Origin of the sequence: Bradyrhizobium sp. SZCCHNR1043, assembly GCF_032489675.1 — a bacterium.
Classification (GTDB): domain Bacteria; phylum Pseudomonadota; class Alphaproteobacteria; order Rhizobiales; family Xanthobacteraceae; genus Bradyrhizobium.
On the sequence record NZ_JAUEYN010000004.1, the window covers coordinates 222,331 to 243,100 of the forward strand.

Sequence of the window (20,770 nt, forward strand, 5' to 3'; positions counted from 1 at the left end):
AGTCAGTCTACAATGCTCTTCTCGTAGACTCCATAGGTGTGGGACTGTCGCAATCCGATCCGGGTCAGGGATTGCGCCAGGGGGTTGTTGTCGAGAACCCACCCGGCTATTGCCCGGTCGATGCCCAGCGTCGATCCGCGCTTCCAGAGTTCCTCGACCATGACGGCCGCAATTGCTGCGCGGAGAGCGCTGCTGCGGTATTTCGAGGCCATGCCGAGCAGGACAATTCTGAAGGAACGGTACTTCGCGCGTTTGATGCGGATCAACAGCTTGAGCCAGCCGACGAGGCTCGGGACAGGCCCGAGCCCGGCGGCGACATCGAACAAGTTGGGAATCGCCAGCATGAATGCTGCGGGCTCGCCATCGACCTCGATGAAAAATCCAGCGTCCGAAAACAGCATCGGCTTGAATTGGGCCGTCAGTGCACGCACATCGGACTGCGTGGTCGGGGTGAAGCCCCAATTGTCCTGCCAACCATCATTGAAGATCTGCCTCGCCAGCTCCATGTCGGCGTCGAGGGCGTCGAGATGAATGTCGCGCGTGGTGATGCCGGCGTGACGTCGCATGGAGGAGAATCGTTCGAAACGACTCTCGGTGCCGACGTCCATTCTATTGTACTCGAAGCAGAGCAACTCTCGGACGAGCGCGTATCCGGCGTCGCGAACGCGACCATCGAGATAGCCGGGATGCCATGGGAACAGCGTCATCGGCGGCTCCTGTTGCCCTTCCAGGAGGAGGCCAGATTCGCCATTGATCGACAGCAGGAACGGTCCCCGAGCCACCTTGCGCCGCTGCCGACGCAGCCAAGCCTCCGCGGCCACGAACAGCGCGTTGACGACGTCGCCGTCGTCGATCGCGTCGAGACACCCGAACAGTCCGATGTCGGCCGCTTCCGGCCCGGTGGCAGCGTGATCGATCTGGGCCGAGATGCGTCCCTGCGGCCGACCATTCCGCATGGCGATCCAATAGGCTGCCTGCCCATGCGTGAAGAATGAGTTGTGCCGGGGATCAAGCATCTGCCGCCGTTCGTAGTCGAGCGGAGCGACGAAACCCGGCATCCCGTTGTAGATCACTCGCGGCAGGACGATGAAATCGTGTAATTGCGCGCGGGTGTGGACCTGCTCGATCGTCAGCGGCGACGAGGTCGTGCGGCGATGCACCACCGCAGAAGAGGAGCGGCTGTTCTCGCCGGTTGCGGTCATGTGCGGTCTCGGGGCAAGGCAGCGGGATGGGGGCTGCCGTGGCGGTCGGGCCCTTCGGCCCCACCGCCGAGGAACCAAAGCCACTGGGCCGCGGTTCGAGCCGTATTGTAATGCGCGCGCATTTGGGCATGTCCCTGACGCGCAATGCGATCCAGCCGCACATCATCGTTCAAGATTTGCCCAATCGCGTCGCGCCATTGATCCGCGGTCTGCGCCGACGGCATGCCGCAGACCTCGCTGAAGGCGACAACATCCGGCGACCGGGCGTCGCCGATGGCCGGACATCCCCGGGCGAACAGACCACGCATGCGGCCGGCAGACTTGAGATAGGAATCGGGAACTGACGGCCGCGCCGGGACGATGCCCAGCCGGGCCTGGGCTGCCAGCGCGCACAGCGCTTTGGGCGACCAGGGGGTGTAGCGGACCGGCAGAGCGCCCCACCGTTCGCTCCGCTCCGGAAGGTTCGTGAGGATGACGAGTTCGGCATCGGTGTCGCGGCCGAGCGAAGCGAGCGCGTCCTTCAGGGCGACGAGACCATCGAGGCTTTCCCGCGTACCATGCCACAACAAGAGTGGCGGTCGTTGCGAGGGGGCCACAGCGTCGAGCGCGGCGCCGCCGCTTTCGATGAGATCGACCGTTTCGGTCTCTTCGATGAACCAGGTGCGGGAATGGGCAGTCCCTAAGAACGATGCGAATACCGGAGAGGAAACCGAGACGACATGAGCGAAGCGGTCGAGATCCGCCCAGACCCGGTCCGCGTCGTCGGGCTGCAGCAGGACGGTACGATGCGGTGAGCACAGGCCACGCGGCGGAACGGCCTTGAGGCAGAGCAGCCAATCCACCGGCGCGGTGGGGAGGCCTCCGGCATCGATCTGCCAAGGCAGACCGAGAGCTGCGACTTGACGGCGCAACTCCGGTACGACCCGATCGACATGGATGGCGGTGCTGGGCCACGGATTGGGTGTCCAGAAGTGAATGCGGAGTGGCGCGCGGAGCGGGTCGGGCGGCGGTTCCTCCGGGACAGCCACGAACCGGCCCGTTGTCCGTCCGCCGTGATGCGCCGCCAGCATGTGCCGGAAGCGAAGCTTGGCCGGCAGAAGCGGCGCCCAGCGGGGCAATGTGTTGTCCCAGATCAAGAAAGAATACCGGTACGAATTGTATTCAACGATTCTGTCGTTCTTCTCTACCGTTCTTCGCCCCGGATTGATAGATATCGGACATCTTCAAGGTTGCAATTGCCATGGCCTGCTCGTTGATGTTTGATGGCATGGCCTTCGTCCGCAGTCTGCGCAGATGCCATCACTCGCCATCAAAGTCGAGAACGTCTCCAAAGCCTATACGGTTTGGTCGTCGCCGGCGGCGCGCCTACATGGGCCACTGCTCGGGCGACTTGGCCAACTGCCGTTCCTGCCGGCCGCGGTGCGAGACACCTGCGAGCGATTGTCGCATGGCGCCGTTCGCAACTACTACGCCCTGCATGACGTCTCGCTCGAGGTGCGGCGCGGCGCCAGTGTCGGCATCATCGGCCGCAATGGTTCAGGCAAGAGCACGCTCTTGCAGCTGCTCGCTGGGACGCTGACGCCGAGCCAGGGCGAGATCGCCGTCGTCGGCAGCATTGCCGCCATGCTCGAGCTTGGCAGTGGCTTCGATCCGGACTTTTCGGGGCGTGAGAATGTCTATCTGAATGCGGCCATCCGCGGTATGAGCCGGCGGCAAACCGACGCGAAATTCGACGAAATCGCCGCGTTTGCGGACATCGGCGACTTCATCGACCAACCGACCAAGACCTATTCCAGCGGCATGACCGTCCGTCTGGCGTTCGCCACCTCCGCCTGTCTCAAGCCGGAGGTGCTGCTGGTTGATGAGGCGCTGAGCGTCGGCGACATCTTCTTCCAGCAGAAATGCATCCGCCACATGAGGGAGGCGATGGCCGATGTCACCAAGGTCTTCGTCACGCACGACCTCCAGGCGATCCGCAGCGTGACCGAATACGCCTATGTGCTCGACCGTGGCGAAATCGTCTTCGCCGGAAGCTCCAGGGATGCAGTCGATTTCTACATCAGGATGTCGCACCGCGTCTCCGACGGACGCGACCGTTCCGTGGCGGACGCCGGCTCTGCAGCGCTGGGCAGACGCGCCGCGCCGGGCGCGGACATGGACGCGAACAGGTTCGAACGGCTGCCATGGATTGATCTCAAATCGTCGCAATTGAGCGGGGCGGGGGACGTTCTGATCAGGCGGGTCGCCGTCACCAGACCTGATCTTGCTCCGGCCGGTACGGTTCAGGCGGGGGACCGGATCAGCGTCGATCTGTTGCTGGGGTGCGCCGCAACGAAGACGCACGTGATCGTCGGCTATCTGCTCAGCGACCGTCACGGCAATCAAATCTGCGGCGAGAACAGTTGTAGCCTCGCCCGCGGCGTCGTCGCACTCGATCCCGGCGAACACCTGGTGCGGCTCGAATTTGTCTGGCCGGAAATCCAGCCGGGCGACTACACCCTTACGGTCGGCATTGGCGAGGGGACGGATCCGCTGCGGCACGTCGTCCAATGCTGGGCTCATAGCGTCGTCAAGCTCAACGCCATCAGTCCTGGTCGGGCGATCCACGGCATCTTCAACAACCCGATAACGAAGCTCGACATCGTGCCGTTTGGCGATTCCACGGCCTGGCCAGCCCCCGGTTCGGCAGCGCCTCCATCAATCCGGTGTGGCGTATGATCGAGCCCGAGCATTCCGCCGACTTGTCGCAGCAACCAGCCTGGGTCGTCAGCGAACCAGCTTACGAGTCGGATGTCCTGAACCCGCAGCTCGCGATATCCCCCTGGCAGGGGCACCGCGACTTCGCCTATGATCTGGTCGGCTTTTCGCGGCCGCGCCTGATCGTCGAACTCGGCGTTCACTACGGCTGCTCCTATTTTGCCTTCTGCCAGGCGGTCAAAGATCGCGATCTGCCGAGCCGGGTCGTCGGCATCGATACGTGGGAAGGCGACGAGCACTGCGGCCACTACGGCGGCGAAGTGTACGAGACGGCAGCGAAGACGATGGCCGGCTCGTTCGCCGATGATCGCTTTGTGCTGCATCGCGCCCGCTTCGATCAGGCGACGGAAGCGTTCGACGACGATTCGATCGATCTGCTGCATATCGACGGCCTGCACACCTATGATGCGGTTCGCAGCGATTTCACCACCTGGTTGCCAAAGCTTGCCCGGGACGGAATCATCCTGATGCACGACATCGCGCCGTCATCGGGCTACGAGTCCGCCCGTTTCTGGGCAGAGATCAAGCAGCGCCATCCGCACTTCGAATTCCTGAACCGGTGGGGGCTCGGCATCCTCTTTCCCAAGGGCGAACGCTGGTACCGCGCCGGGCTCGCGGAAGGCGTGCCGGACAAGATCCGCGGCTATCTCTACCGCGGCGAATGGCTCGTCGAGCGCTACCGCGCCGCCATCGACTTGCAATGGCAGAGGGAGCAGACCGACCGCTGGTGGCAGGAAAGCGAGAGATTCAAACAGCGCGTCGGCGAACTGGAAAGACGGCAGCCTTCTGGCTGGTTGCGCGCGATCGGCATCGTTCGTCGCTCCGACGGTGATTGACGGGATGGATTGGGGATATCATCAGATGGATGACACTGTTGCGGTGATCACGCGGACCAGGAACCGTCCGTTGCTGTTGCCGCGCGCCCTGGACAGCGTGTTGGGCCAGAGCTTCGAGAATTGGATTCACGTCGTGGTCAACGACGGCGGCGATCCTGCCACGGTCGACGGACTGATCGCCCAGCGCACGGGCCGCTATGCAGGTCGTTGCCACGTCATCCACAATAATACATCGCGCGGCATGGAAGCCGCGTCAAATCAAGGCGTTGAAGCGTCATCCAGCCGCTATATCGTTATTCACGACGATGACGACGCATGGCGACCGGACTTCCTCAGTAAGACTGTGGCCTATATGGAGGCGAATGCGACGTTTCCGAAACTGGCCGGCGTGATCACCCACACGGAGAGAGTCGTCGAGTCCATCAGGGAGGACCGGATCGAGACCGTGCAACGACACGATTTCAATTCCTGGGTGAAGGGGGTGCATTTGTTTCGCATGCTGGCGCAAAACATGTTCCCGCCGATCTCGTTCCTGTTCAGGAGAGATGCGCTGGTGAAGATCGGCCCGTTCCGGGAGGATCTTCCGGTTCTGGGTGACTGGGAATTTAATGTCCGATTCCTGCAATCCTTCGAGATCGGAGTGCTGTGCGAATGCCTGGCCTATTATCACCATCGTTTGCCGGCAGGCGCGGTCGAATACAGCAATTCGGTCGTCGATCAGAGCCACCAGCATGAGAACTACAGCGTCTTCCTCCGCAACGAATGGCTTCGTCAGGAACTGAATAGCGGCCGCACCGGGATCGGCACCCTGGCCAATATTTCGTGGCAGATGTTTCTATTGGAGGCGTGGCTTCGAAAGCGGCGCCAGGACAAGGGCTTTCTTCATCGCGTCTTTCGCCGAAGAAAATTCGATTGAGCATGCAAAGCGACATGGACGCGGAACTCCAATCCAGACTTGATGACGCCGACGTCGTTTCATTCGACGTCTTCGATACGTCGATTCTTCGCGCGTTGGCGGAGCCCGATGATCTCTTTCTGTTGATGGAGCCGGCTGTGCGCCGCAGGCTCGGCGCCGATTCAATTCAGTTCGCGGCGGCGCGGCGCGATGCGGAGCGGTTGGCGCGCGAACGCGCCTGGCAAAGCCATCGTGCCCGGGAAGTCACGTTGGACGAAATCTACGACACCCTTTCCGAGTCCCTGGCTATCGATTCGGAGTTGTCTAAGGCCGTTGCTCAAATGGAGATCGAGGCGGAGCTCGACGTCTGCCGGCGCAATCCGTTCATTCATGATGCCTATCGCTGGTGCCGCGATCGCGGCAAGCGAATCGCCTTCATCTCCGATTCGTACCTTCCGAAGCAGGTGATTGCCGACCTGCTGCGGAATGCCGGCTATGACGGCTATGAAGCCTTACTGGTTTCGTCGGTCTCGAAGAAGACGAAGTCAACCGGCGAGCTCCATGCCGAAGCGCGAGCGCGCCTGCCCGGTGAAGGTCAGCGCTGGCTCCACATCGGCGACAACATCCGCGCGGATATCGAGATGGGACGGAAGCATGGAATGTCGACCTGGCATTACCGGCGCTGCATGGACGCGTATATGAGCTCTCACCGCGCCTCGAAGGTGTGGAAGACATCGGAGCCTGTATCTGCGGCAAGGTCGGTTGCGCAGGGGCTGATCGCCAACCGGATCACCCATGCAAGGCGGGACGCCGTGCCGGTCTCGCGCGAGGAGAGCTTTTGGGAGGATTTCGGCTATGTAACGGCCGGTCCGCTGTTTGTCGGCTTTACGGAATGGTTGATTGAGCAGGCTAAGGCGCGCCGCTTGGACGCCCTGTATTTCCTGGCCCGTGAAGGGCTCGTGATGCAGCAGGTCTATGACAAGCTGGCCGCCGCGACAGATGGAGCGGTCAAAGAGACGCACTATCTTTATGGTTCGAGGCGTGCGCTTAACGTGGCGGCGATCAAGGACCTCAATGAGGATGTCATCCGGTTTCTGTCGGGCGGGACATCGGTGCTTACAGCGGCGCAATTCATCGAGCGCGCTGGCGTCGACTGGCGCAAACATCAGGGAGCTTTCGGTGCGGCTGGATTTAGCGGCCCCGACCACGAGGTCAAGACGGAAGCGGACTATGGACGCCTGCGGCAATTGTTCCTCGGGCTTGCAGGACCGATCTGCGAGAACGCGTGTGAGGAACGTGAGGTTCTGCTGGACTATTTGAGCGCTTCCGGTCTGGTGGGGGGCCGTCGCGTTGGCCTGATCGACGTCGGGTGGCATGGTACGATGCAGCGGTCGATCACCGATATGCTGCGTGAGAGGGGGGATTGCCCGGAGATTACCGGACTCTACCTCGGCACATATGGGTTCGCGCACGAGATCGTTCTGCCCGACGAGAAATATCCCCACGACGCCTATCTTTTCCGGCGGGGCGAACCGGACGACTACCGGCGCTTGATCTGGGAGGGGGTCGAAGTCGTCGAATTGTTGTTTTCGGCGACGGAGGGGACGATCGTTCGTATGGAGCGCGACGCCGACGGCAACTATTTTCCGGTTAGGGCGTCCACCGATCTCGAGCCCTACAGGGTCGAGAGTATCGTGCGCATGCAACAAGGGGCGATGCAATTCGTCGACGACTATCTGGCGCTGAAGGTCCGGTTTCCGGACCTCGCCTTGTCCAAGGACGCGGCGGCGGCGCAATTGAAGCGCTTCCTGCAGTATCCGACCGAAGCCGAGGCGCGTCATGTCGGCGATATTCCGCATGGAGAAGGATTCGGTGCCGTATACGCAAGACGACTGCTGGCCTATCCGCACAGCCTGCGGATGCTGGCGCGACCGCAGTCGTTCCGATGGGTGCTCCGGCACGATTATTGGCATGCCGGCCGCAATCGTCGCGGCTCACCGGTGCAGCGCGCGGTCTATTGGCTTCTGACCCGGTAATCCCGCGGACGTCGCCGCCGGCGCGGCCAGCCCGCCGGCGGCGCCCTCCGCCTTGGTCCCATGGTCATCGCCCACAGTCCGCGCTCGTTCCATCAGTGCGAGATCGCGCGACGTCAACCCAAGGATCAGGAAGAACAGGATCACGCCCGCATATCCGAACCGATAATCCGGTACGACGATGAGGGGAAGCAGCATGACCTGATAGGCGAAAGCCACGACCAGATAGACGATCCACTCCGGTCGACGCCGATGCAGCTTCAGCCGCACTATGGCCGCCAGAAGGACGACGGCTCCGATCATCGGGAGCCAATGGCTGGAGAGCCATTGAGGCGCGGCATCGAGATAGGCATTCACCATTCCGTTCGCCTTCGGCCAAAAGAGGTGAATACGAGGATTTGAATCGATGCCGGGATGGTACGTCCAATGCCCGCGCAGGTACTCGCGCACGATGACGCTGCGGGTGTCGAGATATGCGAGCGGATAGGCCACAACGGCGCTCTCCCAGCGGCGACGCAGTTCTGCCAAGTCGTCGCCGACGACGAACCGCACCATTTCACTTTCGGGATTCGCCCATGCGATCGGAGACAGGCTGTCGCTCCAGTAGTGCCGCTGCAGCACAGCAAGATCGTTGGCGGGAAAGCTCGCGGGAGTCAGCAAGAGCTGATCGGTCCGGATCGAAATGCCGGCGAGGTCGAACAGAAAGATCCCGCCCTCGGCATGCCGGGCTTCAGGCTTGACGACTTTTGCGACGAACAGGCCTAGCGCGGCGGCGGTGAGGAGCAAGACCCCGGCGAAGCGGGCGGCGGGGAGCAATTTTCGTCCGGCCAGGACGTACTCGCCCCAAATGAACAGCGGCAGCAGGAGAACGGTCTCCGGGCGTATCGATGGCGCGAGCGCAATCAGGGCTGCGCGCGTATGGACGAGCCTGGTTGGCGCGGCCGCCGAGGACATCGCGAAGGTCGCGACGAATAGCGCGGCCACCCAGGTGTCCTTCGAGACCGCAACGAGGTGGTTGAGTACGGGTGGGAACAACGCGAATCCGAACGCGGCCAGCAACGCCGCCGGCGACGAAAGGCCATTGGCGCGTAAGGTGAGGACGACCGCATAAACGATCGCGAAGACGATCAGCGTGGTATGCCCCGCGACCAGGGACGGAGAGGCGCCGATCGTTCTCCACAGCCAGGCCACGAGAGGAGCGTGCCAGTCGTGAAAGCGGTCGCCGAGTGCCTGGCCATACAGGTCGAGCGCATCGGCATTCATCCGTCCGGGAAACGAGGGCAACGCGATCAGCGCTGATCCGACGAAGGTCAAGAGCGCCAGAGCCCAAGGCGGAAAGCGATCCTGATGCTCGGTCGTCATGAGCGCTGTGCCTGAGAAGGATACGGAATCGTCGCTGTCGGCTTGCGAAATTCAGCTATTTGCTTGCACTCGTTTGGCGCTACTGTCAAACTTGTTGATACTTATGGTTTCGTAGCGGGGGCGACGTAACATGGCGGCCGTGCAGCAATCGCGAGATCATTTTTCCTGGCCGCAACTGCTGTTGCCGTGGGAAATCGTGCGCAGACTGGTCGCGCACGGCACGCTGCTTCGGCAGTTTACCTTGCGGGATATTCTGGCGCGCTACCGCGGCTCGTATCTGGGCGTTGTCTGGTCGCTGTTGCGGCCGCTGGGGATGCTGACTGTCTATGTGGTCGTCTTCGGCTTCATCCTGCAGCCGCAACTCGGCGGTGGCGCGGGCAAGCTGGACTTCGTGCTCTCGATGTTCTGCGGGCTGATCCTATTCGATTTCTTCGCCGAGGCGGTCGGACGCTCGCCCGCTCTGGTCGTCTCGAAACCTAACTTCGTCACCAAGGTGGTTTTCCCGCTGGAGATTCTGTCGCTGTCGGCCGTGGCGGCCGCGCTCGTGCAGATGATCGTCAGCTTCGTCCCATTCTTCTGTGGCGTCCTGCTGGCGCACGGTACGGTTCCGGCCACGGCGACGCTGCTTCCGCTCGTGGTCGCGCCGTTGATCTGCTTTGCATTGGGCTTGAGCTGGCTGCTGTCCAGTCTCGGCGTGTTTGTCAGGGATCTCAACGCGATGGTGCCATTGTTGCTGACAGTGCTCATGTTTGCCAGCGCGATCTTCTATTCGCTGAGCAGTGTCCCCTCGGAATTCCGATGGTTGTTCGATCTCAATCCGATTGCTGCGCTGGTCGATGATGCGCGCAAGGTCGCCGTGCTGGGGCTTGCGCCGGAATGGGGGAGGCTGGGCGCGATGTTCGCCGCTGGCGTCGTTGTCGCTGTTGCTGGCTATGCTTTCTTCATGCGCACGAAGCGCGGCTTCGCCGACGTGGTCTGACGGTCTGCGGACGCGATGAACAGCACAACGTGCGCTTCGGCCGGGGCGATGAAGGCGCCCACACCGTTCCGATTGGCAATTCTGTTCGACGATGCCGACGCGGCATCGCTGGCGCGAGCCGCCACCTTGTGCGACGGTTTCGATCCCACTTGGTTTGCGCCGGAACTCTGGCCGGCCGGACTCACGCGGTTCTCCGGCCTGATGCGGCTGGCCTGGCAGTTGCGTAGCCGTCGGCCCGCGGCACTCTACGCGCCGTCGTCGCGCGGTGCGAACTGGGGCGCCGTTTTGGGCGTCCTGTTCGGCATTCCCGTCGTGACGGACAGTCCCCAACCCGGCATTGCGCGCCTCGTGCGGCTGGTTCGTGGCCGCTATGCCGCTGTGGGCTTGGATGCAGTGGCGTCTTCAGCCAAAACATCTTCTGCCAAGACGTTGGCGCTGCCAGCCATCGAGGGCGTCGAGCATGTTCTGCGCGGGGTCCTGCAGATGGGATCGTCGTGGACGACGACGGGCGACGGGCGGCTGCCGATCGAGTTGGCGCTGGGCACCAGGAACGGCGGATCGGCGATGGCCGATCGGATCGAAGAGCGTGGCGTCAGTCGTCCCGACCGGTCGGTGCGCGTCGTCGGCCGGCCGACCTTGACGGTGTTCCTCCCCGAGCGGCGGATCGCGACCGGAACGGCGATCGTCATCTGTCCGGGCGGCGGCTATGCCGGCGTCACCATCGACAAGGAAGGTCATGACGTCGCGCGCTGGCTGGCGGCGCGGGGCATCGCCGGCCTTGTCCTGAAATACCGGCTGCCGCAATCGGATCGGGCGGACACCGCCCTGCCGTTGCCGATGGCCGATCTCGACGAAGCGCTGGCAGTGACGCGCGCCCATGCGACGGTGTGGGGGATCCGCTCCGATCGGATCGGCGCCATGGGCTTCTCGGCCGGCGGGCATATGGTGGCATGGGCCTCGCGGTCGGCGGGATCGCCGGCCTTTGCCATCCTGGTCTACCCCGTAATCTCAATGGATCGAGCCATTACCCATGCTGGATCACGCAAGGCCCTGCTCGGGAAGTCTCCATCCGATGCCGTGGCCGGACGTTACTCGTTTGAGCGGGCCGTCACGCCAGGCGTCTGTCCGACATTTGTCGTTCACGCTCGGGACGACACCGTCGCCAAGCCAGAGAATAGCTTCGTCTATCTTGAGGCGCTGCGCGCGGCGGCCGTGCCTGTGGAGGCCATGATCTGTGATCACGGCGGCCATGGCTTTGGCCTCGGAATTCATGGCGGCGAGGTCGCAAACTGGCCGGATCGTTGCCTTGAGTGGATCGCTACGACGACTGCAGCACGTTGGAGGCCGTCACCCGAATGAGCGGGACTCGAGCAAGCCGGTCGACCACAACGATAACCCATGGTATCGATCGAAAGGTGTCGTGTCGATATTTGATCGCATTGGTTGAGGTTGCGAGGCGGGAAGGTTGCGGCTGAAGAAAGCGAGTTCTTGCATGGGTGCTGGGCGGCGGATTCTTGTTACGGGCGGAGCCGGATACATCGGGGCACATTGTTGCAAGGCAGTTAGGGAAGCTGGATTTGAGCCTGTCTGCTACGACAACCTTGCGATCGGCCATCGATCGTTTGTGAACTGGGGACCTCTTGTTACGGGGGACATCCTGGACGAACGGAGCCTCGTTGCAGCGCTGAGGGAGTTTGAGATCCAGGCCGTTATTCATTTGGCGGCATCGAGCCTGGTGGGTGAGTCTGTATCGCATCCTCACATATATTATCGTAACAACGTGGTCGGCACGCTGACGCTGCTCGACTCCATGCGCAAGGCCGGATGCTCCAACATTGTTTTTTCGAGCACCGGCGCAGTCTATGGCGAAGTACCTAGGATGCCCATCAGAGAAGCCCAAGCAGGGCATGCCGTAAATCCATACGGCAGATCGAAATGGATGGCCGAGCAGATCATCGGGGACTTCGAGGCTTCATATGGGTTCAACGCGATTCGGTTGCGCTATTTCAATGCTTGCGGGGCAGATGATTGCGGGCTCATCGGCGAACTTCGGGACCCCGAAACTCATCTGATTCCGCGGGCGCTGATGGTCATTCAGGGACACCTGGATGAGTTCGCCGTCTACGGGGATGATTACGATACTCCCGATGGATCGGCAGTCCGGGACTACATTCATGTCAGCGATTTGGCAGATGCGCATGTGAGGGCGATCCATGCCTTGATGAGAAACGAAAGGAAAATTGTCGGACGAGCGTTCAATCTCGGAACCGGCAAGGGTTATTCGGTCAAAGAGGTGTTGCACGCCATTGAGCGGGAAACCGGTTCTGCGCCGCCCACAACGATGAAGGATCGTCGCCCCGGTGACCCGTCCACGTTGGTGGCGGACCCCACAGCTGCCAACGACGATCTCCAGTTCCGCCCATTGCGATCGGACCTGCATACGATCATCAGGTCAGCCTGGGCATGGCATACGAAGGCGCATCCTCGCCGGGTCCGCGAGCTTTGACCAAGGGGAGCCGCCGTTGCGTCCTTCTTTCCGGCTGCCGGCCATGTCAAAGTCGCGAACGACGCGGCCCACCGGCGAGATCGGCCAGCAGCTCTCGAGCATCCAGTCCGCCCCCCAGCAATCGGTCGGTGCCATCCGCGAGATCGGCATCACAATCGAGAAGCTGCAGGAGATTTCGTCGACGATCGCATCGGCCGTGGAGCAGCAGGGCGCTGTCACGCAGGATATCTCGCGCAATGTCCAGCACGCGGCGGCGGGAATGCAGTTGGTCTCGGCCAACATTGCGGATGGACAGCGTGGCGCAGTCGATGCCGGAACCGCCACATCCCAGGTTCTGTCCGCCGGGTACTAGGGCTAGAATCTGCGCCAAATTCAGAATTGGCGTTGATTTACAGCGGACGCCCGTAGCTTTTGATCCCGCCATTCGGAGGTTCGATCCCTCCCGCCCCAGCCAGGTCGAGCGCCCGACAGGCAGGGCTGGATATCGCCCGTGGGACAATGTCGCCGGTACGTCCGATGTTTCGGGTGCCTGCGACGGCAAAATTCCGGAAGTCCAGACAAACCGCGCGCTGTGCCTTGACCGCCCGCCGCGTGATGGTTCACAAATCGTAGCAAACTGAAGGACATGCAGGCGCCCCATGCTGCGCCGCTCCGCTGGCACGATTGCTGCTTAATGAGCCGCCAAACGAGCGCCAGCTCCAGAACAACAGATGCGAGGGACGTCCGGATGCCAGCCCACAGCCCATCCCTCACCTGAGATCCGGCGACAGGCGATTCCGCCTGCGCAGCTTCGCGGGTCCGCCCCCCGGCCCGGCCCGCGTCCGGACGCATGACGTTGCTCCGGCATGCAATGGAGCCGGCGCGGAAGCGGGTCATAGGCAGACCAGAGAGATAGACCGAGTAAGATCAGGGAGAGAAGATACGATGTCTGCAACCACCACAGCGGCCGCGGCACCACCGCAGAAGCCGTTCTACCGGGTCCTCTATGTGCAGGTCCTGTTCGCGATCGTGCTCGGTGTCATCGTCGGCTGGCTCTGGCCCGAGCTCGGCAAGAACGAATGGATCAAGGCGCTGGGCGACGGCTTCGTCAAGCTGATCAAGATGGTGATCGCGCCGGTCATCTTCTGCACCGTCGTGTCGGGCATCGCGCACGTCTCCGAGGTGAAGAAGGTCGGGCGCGTTGCCGTCAAGGCGCTGATCTATTTCGAGATCGTCTCGACCTTCGCGCTTGCGCTCGGGCTCATCGTCGGCAATTTCATTCAGCCGGGGGCAGGGTTCCAGGGCCAGAGCAACGCCGGCACCGCCGCCGTCGCCAACTACGCCAAGCAGGCGAGCGAGATGAAGTCGGTCGACTTCGTGCTTCACATCATCCCGGACACGGTGGTCGGAGCGTTCGCGCAGGGCGATATCCTGCAGGTGCTGCTGTTCTCGATCCTGTTCGGCATCGCCCTGATGACGCTCGGTGAGCGCGGCCATACGATGCGCGCCTTCATCGACGACGCCGCGCACGCGATCTTCGGCGTCATCGCCCTCGTGGTGAAGGCCGCTCCGATCGGTGCCTTCGGCGCCATGGCCTTCACCATCGGTCGCTACGGGCCGCAGGCGCTCGGCAACCTCGCCGGCCTGATCGCGACCTTCTATCTCACGTCACTCGCTTTCGTCGTGATCGTGCTCGGCATCATCGCCCGCATCGCCGGATTCTCGATCTTCAAGTTCCTCAAATACATCAAGGACGAGCTGCTGATCGTGCTCGGCACCTCGTCATCCGAGAGCGCGCTGCCGCAGATGATGGAGAAGCTGGAGCGGCTCGGCTGTTCCAAGCCGGTCGTCGGCCTGGTGGTTCCGACCGGCTACTCGTTCAATCTCGACGGCACTAACATCTACATGACGCTGGCGACGCTGTTCATCGCGCAGGCGATGAACGTTCACCTCTCCTTCGGCGAGCAGATCACGATCCTGCTGGTCGCGATGCTGACCTCGAAGGGCGCCTCGGGCATCACCGGCGCCGGCTTCATCACCCTGGCCGGAACGCTTGCGGCTGTGCGGCCGGAGCTCGTTCCGGGCATGGCGATCGTGCTCGGCATCGACAAGTTCATGAGCGAGTGCCGCGCACTGACCAATCTGTGCGGCAACGGCGTCGCCTGCGTGATCGTGGCGTGGTGGGAAGGCGAGCTCGATCGCGACAAGCTGCGCATCGCGCTCGATCGCGATATCGATCCCGCCGATGTCGAAGTCGCAGTCACCACGGGATAGGCCTGCGGTCGCGGTGGGCGCTGCTGTCGCATTCCAGCGTCGGTAGCGCCGGCCGCGGCCCTGCCCAATCGCGATGCCGCCAACATCTCGGATAATCTGCTAAGGTGGCGGCGGGCAGGGGTTTACCGTGGAGGCATCCTGCCTGGTGCCGCAAGGCCGGCATGGTCTGACCATCGCGACGATACGGCGTATCGTGAACATGGTCGCGCTGGCTGGGGCGGCGGTGCCGAAGTGATGACGCAGCCGGAGTGACATCGCAGTCATTCCGTCGCGCCGCGGTCACCCTCGGGGAGATTGGATGATGGCCGTTGCGCAGTCTGGTGTTCCTCGCATCGTGATCGTCGGCGGTGGCGCCGGCGGCTTGGAGCTCGCGACCCGGCTCGGAGACAGATACGGCCGCAAGGGCAAGCTCGACGTCACGCTGGTCGAGCGCAACCGTACCCATGTCTGGAAGCCGAAGCTGCACGAGATCGCGGCCGGCAGCATGGACATCTCCGCGCACGAGGTCGACTATCTCGCCCAGGCCTATTGGCACGGCTTTCACTACCGCATCGGCGACATGATCGGCCTCGACCGCGACAAGCGCGAGGTGCTGGTGGCTCCCTACCTCGACGCCGAGGGGCGCGAGGTCACGCCGCAGCGGACCATCCCCTATGACGTGCTCGTCATTTCCATCGGCAGCCAGAACAACGATTTCGGCACGCCCGGCGTCGTCGACCACGCCATCAAGCTGGAATCGCAGCGCGACGCCAGGCGCTTCCACGAGCGCATGGTCAACGCCTGCATCCGCGTCCATTCGCAGTCGTCGCCGATCGCGCCGCACCAGCTGAAGGTCGCGATTATCGGCGCCGGCGCGACCGGTGTCGAATTGGCCGCGGAGCTGCATCGCACGACGCGCGAGGTGGTGGCCTATGGTCTCGACCAGGTCGACGCCGAGAAGGACATCAGGATCACGCTGATCGAGGCCGCGGGCCGGGTGTTGCCGGCATTGCCTGAGCGGGTCTCGCGTGAGACCGAGAAGCTGCTCGCAAAGCTCGGCGTCGAGGTCCTGGTTGGCGCCAAGGTCGCCGAGGTCGGCGCCGACAAGGTCAGCCTTGCCGACGGCCGTGTCATCCCGGCCGAATTGATCGTCTGGGCCGCGGGCGTCAAGGCGCCCGACTTCCTGAAGGACATTGCGGGCCTGGAGACCAACCGCATCAACCAGCTCGTGGTCAGGCAGACCCTGCAGACCACGCGCGACGAGCGCGTCTTCGCGATCGGCGACTGCTCGGCCTGCTCCTGGGGCGAGCGCGGCAACGTGCCGCCGCGGGCGCAGGCGGCGCATCAGCAGGCGTCGCATCTCTACAAGCAGATTCCGCGCTTCGTCAGAGGCGAGCCGCTGGCGGACTACCGCTATCACGATTTCGGCTCGCTGGTGTCACTCGGCGAGTTCAGCACGGTCGGCTCGATGATGGGCGCGCTGGTCGGCGGCAATCTGGTGTTCGAAGGCCTGTTCGCGCGGATGATGTATCTGTCGCTCTACAAGATGCACGAATACGCGCTGCACGGGCTCGCGAAGGTGTCGCTGGACACGCTGGCGCGCCTGATCACCCGCCGCACCGAGCCGCACGTCAAGCTGCACTGACGAGGGCGCCTTGGCGTCGGCCCGGCCGATTTTGTTGTCGCCTATTGCCCGGCAAGACCTTAGACTTGCAGCACAATTACGGATACGGCAGCCGCGGCCCGGTACACGGGCCTGGGAAGTGATGGGCCTGGAACGTGATGGGCCTGGAAAAGGGAATGACGGACCTTCCATTCCGGATCGGCCTCGAGGGACATCCCGACGTCACCGCGGTGGTCGGCAGGCGCGCGGGCTGGGTCGCTCGCGGAGTGATGGCGGCTGCGCTGGTCGGCGTCGCGGCATGGCTCGGCTATGCCATTGCCTTTTCCCGCGGGCTCGATCAGCGGCACGCCGCGGCCCAGCAGCGGCTGGCGGTCGAGGCCGCGCAGCTCGACGGCTACCTCTCGCGCTTCGAATATCTGCCCTCGCTGCTGGAGACCTCGCCCGATGTCTTCCGGCTGCTCGGCACGCCGGACGATCGCGCGCTGCAGCAGAGCGTCAGCCTGCATCTGAAGTCGATCAACCTGCTGGCCGGCGCCGACAACCTCTATGTCCTCACCGTCGCCGGTGATGCGATCGCCGCCGCCGACTTCGATCAGCCGGGAACGCCGGTCGGCAGCAACCTGTCCTACCGCCCCTATATGCGCCAGGCGCTGGCGACCGGTCGCGGCGTGTTCTTCGGCATCGGCATCACCAGCGCGCGCGCCGGCTATTACCTGTCCTATGCCGTCAAGCAAGAGGGACGGACGATCGGTGTCGCCGTCGTCAAGGTCAATCTCGATGCCTTCGAGCGCGAATGGCGCAACCGCGGTGCCGACATGCTGCTGGTCGACGCCCGCGGCGTCACCATTCTCGCCTCGCGCGAGGAATGGCGTTTCCGCCCGTTGACGCCGCTCTCGGCCGACGCGCTCGAGGAGATCGCGACGTCCAAGCCCTATGGCAGCTCCAGCCTCGCGCCGCTCGGCTGGAGCTTCATGGAGAGGACCGATCGCGGCGGCCAGGTCGCGACCGAGCGCGGCGCGGTCTACAGCGTCGACGAGCGTCCGCTCAACGGGCGGCAATGGCAGCTGCTGCTGCTCGACGACGAGGCGCCGATCCGGCGGACGGCCTTGATCATCGGCACGCTCTCGGGTCTCGCCAGCATCGTGGCGCTGCTGGCGTTCGGCCTGCTGGCGCAGCGACGCCGCGAGATCCGGCAGCGGCTGGCGAGCCAGGCCGCGCTGCAGGCCGCCAATGACAGGCTGGAAATGCGGGTGCAGGAGCGCACCGCCGAATTGCGCGCCGCGCAGGACGAACTCGTCCATGCCGGCAAGCTCGCCGTGCTCGGCCAGATGTCGGCCGGCATGGTGCACGAGATCAACCAGCCGCTGGCGGCGCTGCAGACCGCCTCCGACAATGCCGTGCAATTCGTCGATCGCGGCATGATCGGCGAGGCCCGCGGCAATCTCATCCGCATCGGCGAGCTGGTCCGCCGGCTGGCGCGCCTGACCGGCCAGCTGCGCGTGTTCGCCTACAAATCGAACGCGCCGCTCGATGCCGTCTCGGTCGAGCAGGCGCTGTCCGAGACGCTCAAGATCCTCGGCGCGCGGGTGAAGGACGGCAATGTCGACGTCACCATAGATCTCGCGCCCGAGCTTCATGTCAGGGCCGATCAGATCCGGCTCGAGCAACTGCTCTGCAACATCATCGCCAACGCGCTCGATGCCGTCGAGGGCGCCGCGCGGAAGTCCATCCACATCCGCGCCGTGCGTGAGGAGGGCCAGTGCCGCATCACCATCGCCAACAGCGGCCCAGCGATCGCCGCCGATGTCCTGCCGCGCCTGTTCGAGCCCTTCGTGACGACCAAGCCGGCCGGCAAGGGTCTCGGACTTGGGCTCGTGATCGCCAATCACATCGCGCGGTCGTTCGGCGGCGAGCTGCGGGCGCGGAATCTCGAACCGTCCGGCGCCGAGTTCATTGTGCTGCTGCCGCTTGCCGATTGAAGAGGTTCCCGCATGACTCCTGAGCAACCGGTCGGCGTGATCTATGTCGAGGACGACGAGGATGTCCGCATCGGCGCCGTCCAGGCGCTGCAGCTCGCCGGGCTCTCGGTCACGCCGTTCGCCTCCGCCGAAGCCGCAGGCACGACCGTTCGCGCCGACATGCCGTTCGTGGTGGTCTCCGACGTGCGGCTGCGCGGCAAGAGCGGCACCGAGTGGCTGTCCGAGCTGCACCGGCTCGATCCGGACCTGCCGGTCATCCTGGTCACCGGACACGGCGATATCTCGATGGCCGTGGAAGCGATGCGCAACGGCGCCTATGACTTCATCGAGAAGCCGTGCTCGTCGGAGCAACTCGTCTCCGTCGTGCGCCGCGCGCTCGACAAGCGCCGCCTGACGCTCGAAGTCCGCGCGCTGCGCTCGGCGCTCGCCGACCGCCAGGGCATCGAGGCGAGCCTGCTCGGGCGTTCGCCGCAGATCCAGGAGGTGCGCCGCCTGGTCTCGACCCTGGCCTCGACCAATGTCGACGTGACGATCTATGGCGAGACCGGCACCGGCAAGGACGTCGTCGCCCGCTGCCTGCACGCTCACAGCGCCAGGCGCGGCGGCAACTATGTCGCGGTGAATTGCGGCGGCCTGCCGGAGTCGCTGGTCGAGAGCGAATTGTTCGGCCACGAGGCCGGCGCCTTCACCGGCGCGACCAAGCAGCGGATCGGCAAGATCGAATATGCCCATGGCGGCACGCTGTTCCTCGACGAAATCGAGAGCATGCCGCTCAGCGTGCAGGTGAAGCTGCTGCGGGCGTTGCAGGACCGCTCGGTCGAGCGCGTCGGCTCCAACAAGCCTGTGGCGGTGGATTGCCGCGTGGTGGCGGCCAGCAAGGCCAATCTGTTCGAGCTCAGCGAGCAGAAGCTGTTCCGCGCCGATCTGTATTATCGTCTCGGCGTCGCGTTCATCGAGCTGCCTCCGTTGCGCGAACGCCGCGAGGACATCCCGATCCTGTTCGAGCACTTCACCCTCGAGGCTGCCAAGCGGTTCGAGCGCGACGCGCCGATCGTGAACGAGCAGACCATGTCGCTGCTGCTCGGCTACTCATGGCCGGGCAACGTGCGCGAGCTGCGCAACGTCGCCGACCGCTTCGTGCTCGGTGTGCTCGACCGCAAGGTCCTCGACCGCTCGGGCGCCGCGGCCTCGGAGCTGTCGCTGCCACGGCAGCTGGAGAACATCGAGCGCTCGATCATCGAGGATGCGTTGCGCCGCAAGCTCGGCGACGTGCCGGCGACTGCGGCGCTGCTGAGCATTCCGAAGCAGACGCTTTACGACAAGATCAAACGGCTGGCCGTGAAGGTCGACGGCGTCCGCGAGGGCGCGCCGCTGCGGCCGCAGTCCTGACCGTGGCTGGTCCTGCGGCGGCAGGAGGGCATCTGTTCCATGCCGGCGATCAGGAACGAATGCTGGACACCGCTTGTTGAAAGATCATGACAGGCAGAGACACCCGCGACCTGCGCTCCGGCGCCTACGACCCCGTCAGCAAGGACGGTCTGCCGCAGTCGCACCAGGTCAAGGACAAAACGACGCCCCGCCAGCAGGAGCAGTGGGGCGCCGACGTGCGGGCCGAGCCGTTGCCCGGCACCGAGCCGGTGCTTCCGGAAGGGCTCATGCGCGAGCGGCGTGGTCCGCTCAATCGCAATACTGGTCGCCGCGACACTGACTAGTGCGCGGCGACCCAGCGCGCCTATTTCGCCGCGATCACCATGATCTCGACGGTGTATTGCGGCGCAGCCAGCTTGGCTTCGACCGTGGCGCGCGCCGGGGTATTGCCGGCCGAGACCCAGCCATCCCACACGGCGTTCATTTCGCCGAAGGTCTTGATGTCGGTGAGGTAGATCGTCGCGGACAACAGCTTCGACTTGTCGGTGCCGGCCTTGGCGAGGTGGCCGTCGATGATCGAGAGAATCTCCTCGGTCTGCTTGGTGACGCTTTCACCGGCCGTCTTCTGCGCGACGACTCCCGCGAGATAGACGGTATTGCCGTGAACGACGACCTGGCTCATGCGCGGGCCAATTTCGAAACGCTGGATCGACATCGAAGAACTCCTCAAAAGGTCAATTCGGGGCTTCTCCCTAGCGCGTGCGACGCGGCGACGCCAGTCGGCTGAACGGCCACTTTCGCCACCCTGGAGCGTGCGACCTTGCGTTGTCGACCGCGCCGCGGCACACGGACCGCGGGGCGTTTCACGATGACCCGGCCTTGTCGCGCTGCAAAGCGGGCTTGCCCATGGGGCAGGCAAAGGCGGGGCGTTTTCCGCGCTTGCACAGATATTTGAGACATGAAACATTCTCCGCGAGGTTCCTTTTTGAAAGGGCGG

The 20,770-nt window shown here is 63.8% G+C and carries 16 protein-coding genes and 1 pseudogene; 13 read left to right on the forward strand and 4 right to left on the reverse strand.

The annotated features are described in order from the left end of the window. Positions 1-2: 2 nt before the first annotated feature. Both QX039_RS08675 and QX039_RS08680 read right to left on the reverse strand, forming a co-directional pair. Positions 3-1,202 (reverse strand): hypothetical protein, encoded by a 1,200-nt coding sequence (locus QX039_RS08675; protein ID WP_315741086.1) that lies wholly within the window; start codon positions 1,200-1,202, stop codon positions 3-5. Continuing rightward, entirely contained in the window at positions 1,199-2,338 is a 1,140-nt protein-coding gene (locus QX039_RS08680; protein WP_315741087.1) for a hypothetical protein, read from the reverse strand. The genes QX039_RS08675 and QX039_RS08680 overlap by 4 nt, the downstream gene beginning before the upstream one ends. A gap of 157 nt (positions 2,339-2,495) precedes the next feature. On the opposite strand from QX039_RS08680, the gene QX039_RS08685 reads away from it, so the two are divergent. Genes QX039_RS08685 through QX039_RS08700 form a run of 4 tightly spaced genes read left to right on the forward strand, consistent with a single transcriptional unit; the run spans position 2,496 to position 7,726 of the window. Then, on the forward strand, positions 2,496-3,920 hold the full coding sequence (locus QX039_RS08685) for an ABC transporter ATP-binding protein (RefSeq protein WP_315741088.1): 1,425 nt from the start codon (positions 2,496-2,498) through the stop codon (positions 3,918-3,920). Continuing rightward, positions 3,917-4,795 (forward strand): class I SAM-dependent methyltransferase, encoded by an 879-nt coding sequence (locus tag QX039_RS08690; protein WP_315741089.1) that lies wholly within the window; start codon positions 3,917-3,919, stop codon positions 4,793-4,795. The genes QX039_RS08685 and QX039_RS08690 overlap by 4 nt, the downstream gene beginning before the upstream one ends. A 25-nt stretch (positions 4,796-4,820) precedes the next feature. Further along, entirely contained in the window at positions 4,821-5,711 is an 891-nt protein-coding gene (locus QX039_RS08695) for a glycosyltransferase family 2 protein (protein ID WP_315741090.1), read from the forward strand. 2 nt (positions 5,712-5,713) lie between these two features. Beyond that, positions 5,714-7,726, forward strand: coding sequence for an HAD family hydrolase (locus QX039_RS08700; RefSeq protein WP_315741091.1), 2,013 nt, complete (start codon positions 5,714-5,716; stop codon positions 7,724-7,726). Here QX039_RS08700 and QX039_RS08705 read toward each other — a convergent pair. Then, the gene (locus QX039_RS08705) at positions 7,685-9,085 is read right to left on the reverse strand and encodes a hypothetical protein (RefSeq protein WP_315741092.1); all 1,401 of its coding nucleotides are present in this window, start codon (positions 9,083-9,085) and stop codon (positions 7,685-7,687) included. The genes QX039_RS08700 and QX039_RS08705 overlap by 42 nt on opposite strands. A gap of 130 nt (positions 9,086-9,215) precedes the next feature. Here QX039_RS08705 and QX039_RS08710 point away from each other — a divergent pair, with 130 nt between their 5' ends. The 9 genes and pseudogenes from QX039_RS08710 to QX039_RS08750 all read left to right on the forward strand — a co-directional run bounded on the left by QX039_RS08710 (position 9,216) and on the right by QX039_RS08750 (position 20,117). Then, positions 9,216-10,064: an ABC transporter permease gene (locus tag QX039_RS08710; RefSeq protein WP_315741093.1), complete on the forward strand. Its 849-nt coding sequence runs from the start codon at positions 9,216-9,218 to the stop codon at positions 10,062-10,064. Positions 10,065-10,112: 48 nt separating this feature from the next. Then, the gene (locus tag QX039_RS08715; protein WP_315741094.1) at positions 10,113-11,423 is read left to right on the forward strand and encodes an alpha/beta hydrolase; all 1,311 of its coding nucleotides are present in this window, start codon (positions 10,113-10,115) and stop codon (positions 11,421-11,423) included. A 133-nt stretch (positions 11,424-11,556) separates the two neighbouring features. Beyond that, positions 11,557-12,570 carry a UDP-glucose 4-epimerase GalE gene (gene galE / locus QX039_RS08720; protein ID WP_315741095.1) on the forward strand — a complete coding sequence of 338 codons (1,014 nt, stop codon included), beginning with the start codon at positions 11,557-11,559 and terminating at the stop codon, positions 12,568-12,570. A gap of 55 nt (positions 12,571-12,625) precedes the next feature. After that, a pseudogene (locus tag QX039_RS08725) lies at positions 12,626-12,913 on the forward strand (methyl-accepting chemotaxis protein); the annotation flags it as partial. A 581-nt stretch (positions 12,914-13,494) separates the two neighbouring features. After that, positions 13,495-14,823: a dicarboxylate/amino acid:cation symporter gene (locus tag QX039_RS08730; protein ID WP_315741096.1), complete on the forward strand. Its 1,329-nt coding sequence runs from the start codon at positions 13,495-13,497 to the stop codon at positions 14,821-14,823. 301 nt (positions 14,824-15,124) lie between these two features. Beyond that, positions 15,125-16,447, forward strand: a complete 1,323-nt coding sequence (locus QX039_RS08735) for an NAD(P)/FAD-dependent oxidoreductase (protein WP_315741097.1) — start codon at positions 15,125-15,127, stop codon at positions 16,445-16,447. 155 nt (positions 16,448-16,602) lie between these two features. Next, complete coding sequence (locus QX039_RS08740; protein ID WP_315741098.1) at positions 16,603-18,405, forward strand: ATP-binding protein; 1,803 nt, start codon at positions 16,603-16,605, stop codon at positions 18,403-18,405. Positions 18,406-18,417: 12 nt separating this feature from the next. Beyond that, positions 18,418-19,794: a sigma-54 dependent transcriptional regulator gene (locus tag QX039_RS08745; protein ID WP_315741099.1), complete on the forward strand. Its 1,377-nt coding sequence runs from the start codon at positions 18,418-18,420 to the stop codon at positions 19,792-19,794. Positions 19,795-19,880: 86 nt separating this feature from the next. Then, positions 19,881-20,117: a hypothetical protein gene (locus QX039_RS08750; protein WP_315741100.1), complete on the forward strand. Its 237-nt coding sequence runs from the start codon at positions 19,881-19,883 to the stop codon at positions 20,115-20,117. A 20-nt stretch (positions 20,118-20,137) separates the two neighbouring features. On the opposite strand, the gene QX039_RS08755 is transcribed toward QX039_RS08750, so the two are convergent. Further along, entirely contained in the window at positions 20,138-20,488 is a 351-nt protein-coding gene (locus QX039_RS08755; RefSeq protein ID WP_315741101.1) for a RidA family protein, read from the reverse strand. Positions 20,489-20,770: the final 282 nt, after the last annotated feature.

Coding starts and splice junctions, on each gene's coding strand:
- QX039_RS08675 (WP_315741086.1), bottom strand. CDS start 1,202: ATGACCGCAACCGGCGAGAACAGCCGCTCCTCTTCTGCGGTGGTGCAT.
- QX039_RS08685 (WP_315741088.1), top strand. CDS start 2,496: ATGCCATCACTCGCCATCAAAGTCGAGAACGTCTCCAAAGCCTATACG.
- QX039_RS08690 (WP_315741089.1), top strand. CDS start 3,917: ATGATCGAGCCCGAGCATTCCGCCGACTTGTCGCAGCAACCAGCCTGG.
- QX039_RS08695 (WP_315741090.1), top strand. CDS start 4,821: ATGGATGACACTGTTGCGGTGATCACGCGGACCAGGAACCGTCCGTTG.
- QX039_RS08700 (WP_315741091.1), top strand. CDS start 5,714: ATGCAAAGCGACATGGACGCGGAACTCCAATCCAGACTTGATGACGCC.
- QX039_RS08705 (WP_315741092.1), bottom strand. CDS start 9,085: ATGACGACCGAGCATCAGGATCGCTTTCCGCCTTGGGCTCTGGCGCTC.
- QX039_RS08710 (WP_315741093.1), top strand. CDS start 9,216: ATGGCGGCCGTGCAGCAATCGCGAGATCATTTTTCCTGGCCGCAACTG.
- QX039_RS08715 (WP_315741094.1), top strand. CDS start 10,113: ATGAAGGCGCCCACACCGTTCCGATTGGCAATTCTGTTCGACGATGCC.
- galE (WP_315741095.1), top strand. CDS start 11,557: ATGGGTGCTGGGCGGCGGATTCTTGTTACGGGCGGAGCCGGATACATC.
- QX039_RS08730 (WP_315741096.1), top strand. CDS start 13,495: ATGTCTGCAACCACCACAGCGGCCGCGGCACCACCGCAGAAGCCGTTC.
- QX039_RS08735 (WP_315741097.1), top strand. CDS start 15,125: ATGGCCGTTGCGCAGTCTGGTGTTCCTCGCATCGTGATCGTCGGCGGT.
- QX039_RS08740 (WP_315741098.1), top strand. CDS start 16,603: ATGACGGACCTTCCATTCCGGATCGGCCTCGAGGGACATCCCGACGTC.
- QX039_RS08745 (WP_315741099.1), top strand. CDS start 18,418: ATGACTCCTGAGCAACCGGTCGGCGTGATCTATGTCGAGGACGACGAG.
- QX039_RS08750 (WP_315741100.1), top strand. CDS start 19,881: ATGACAGGCAGAGACACCCGCGACCTGCGCTCCGGCGCCTACGACCCC.
- QX039_RS08755 (WP_315741101.1), bottom strand. CDS start 20,488: ATGTCGATCCAGCGTTTCGAAATTGGCCCGCGCATGAGCCAGGTCGTC.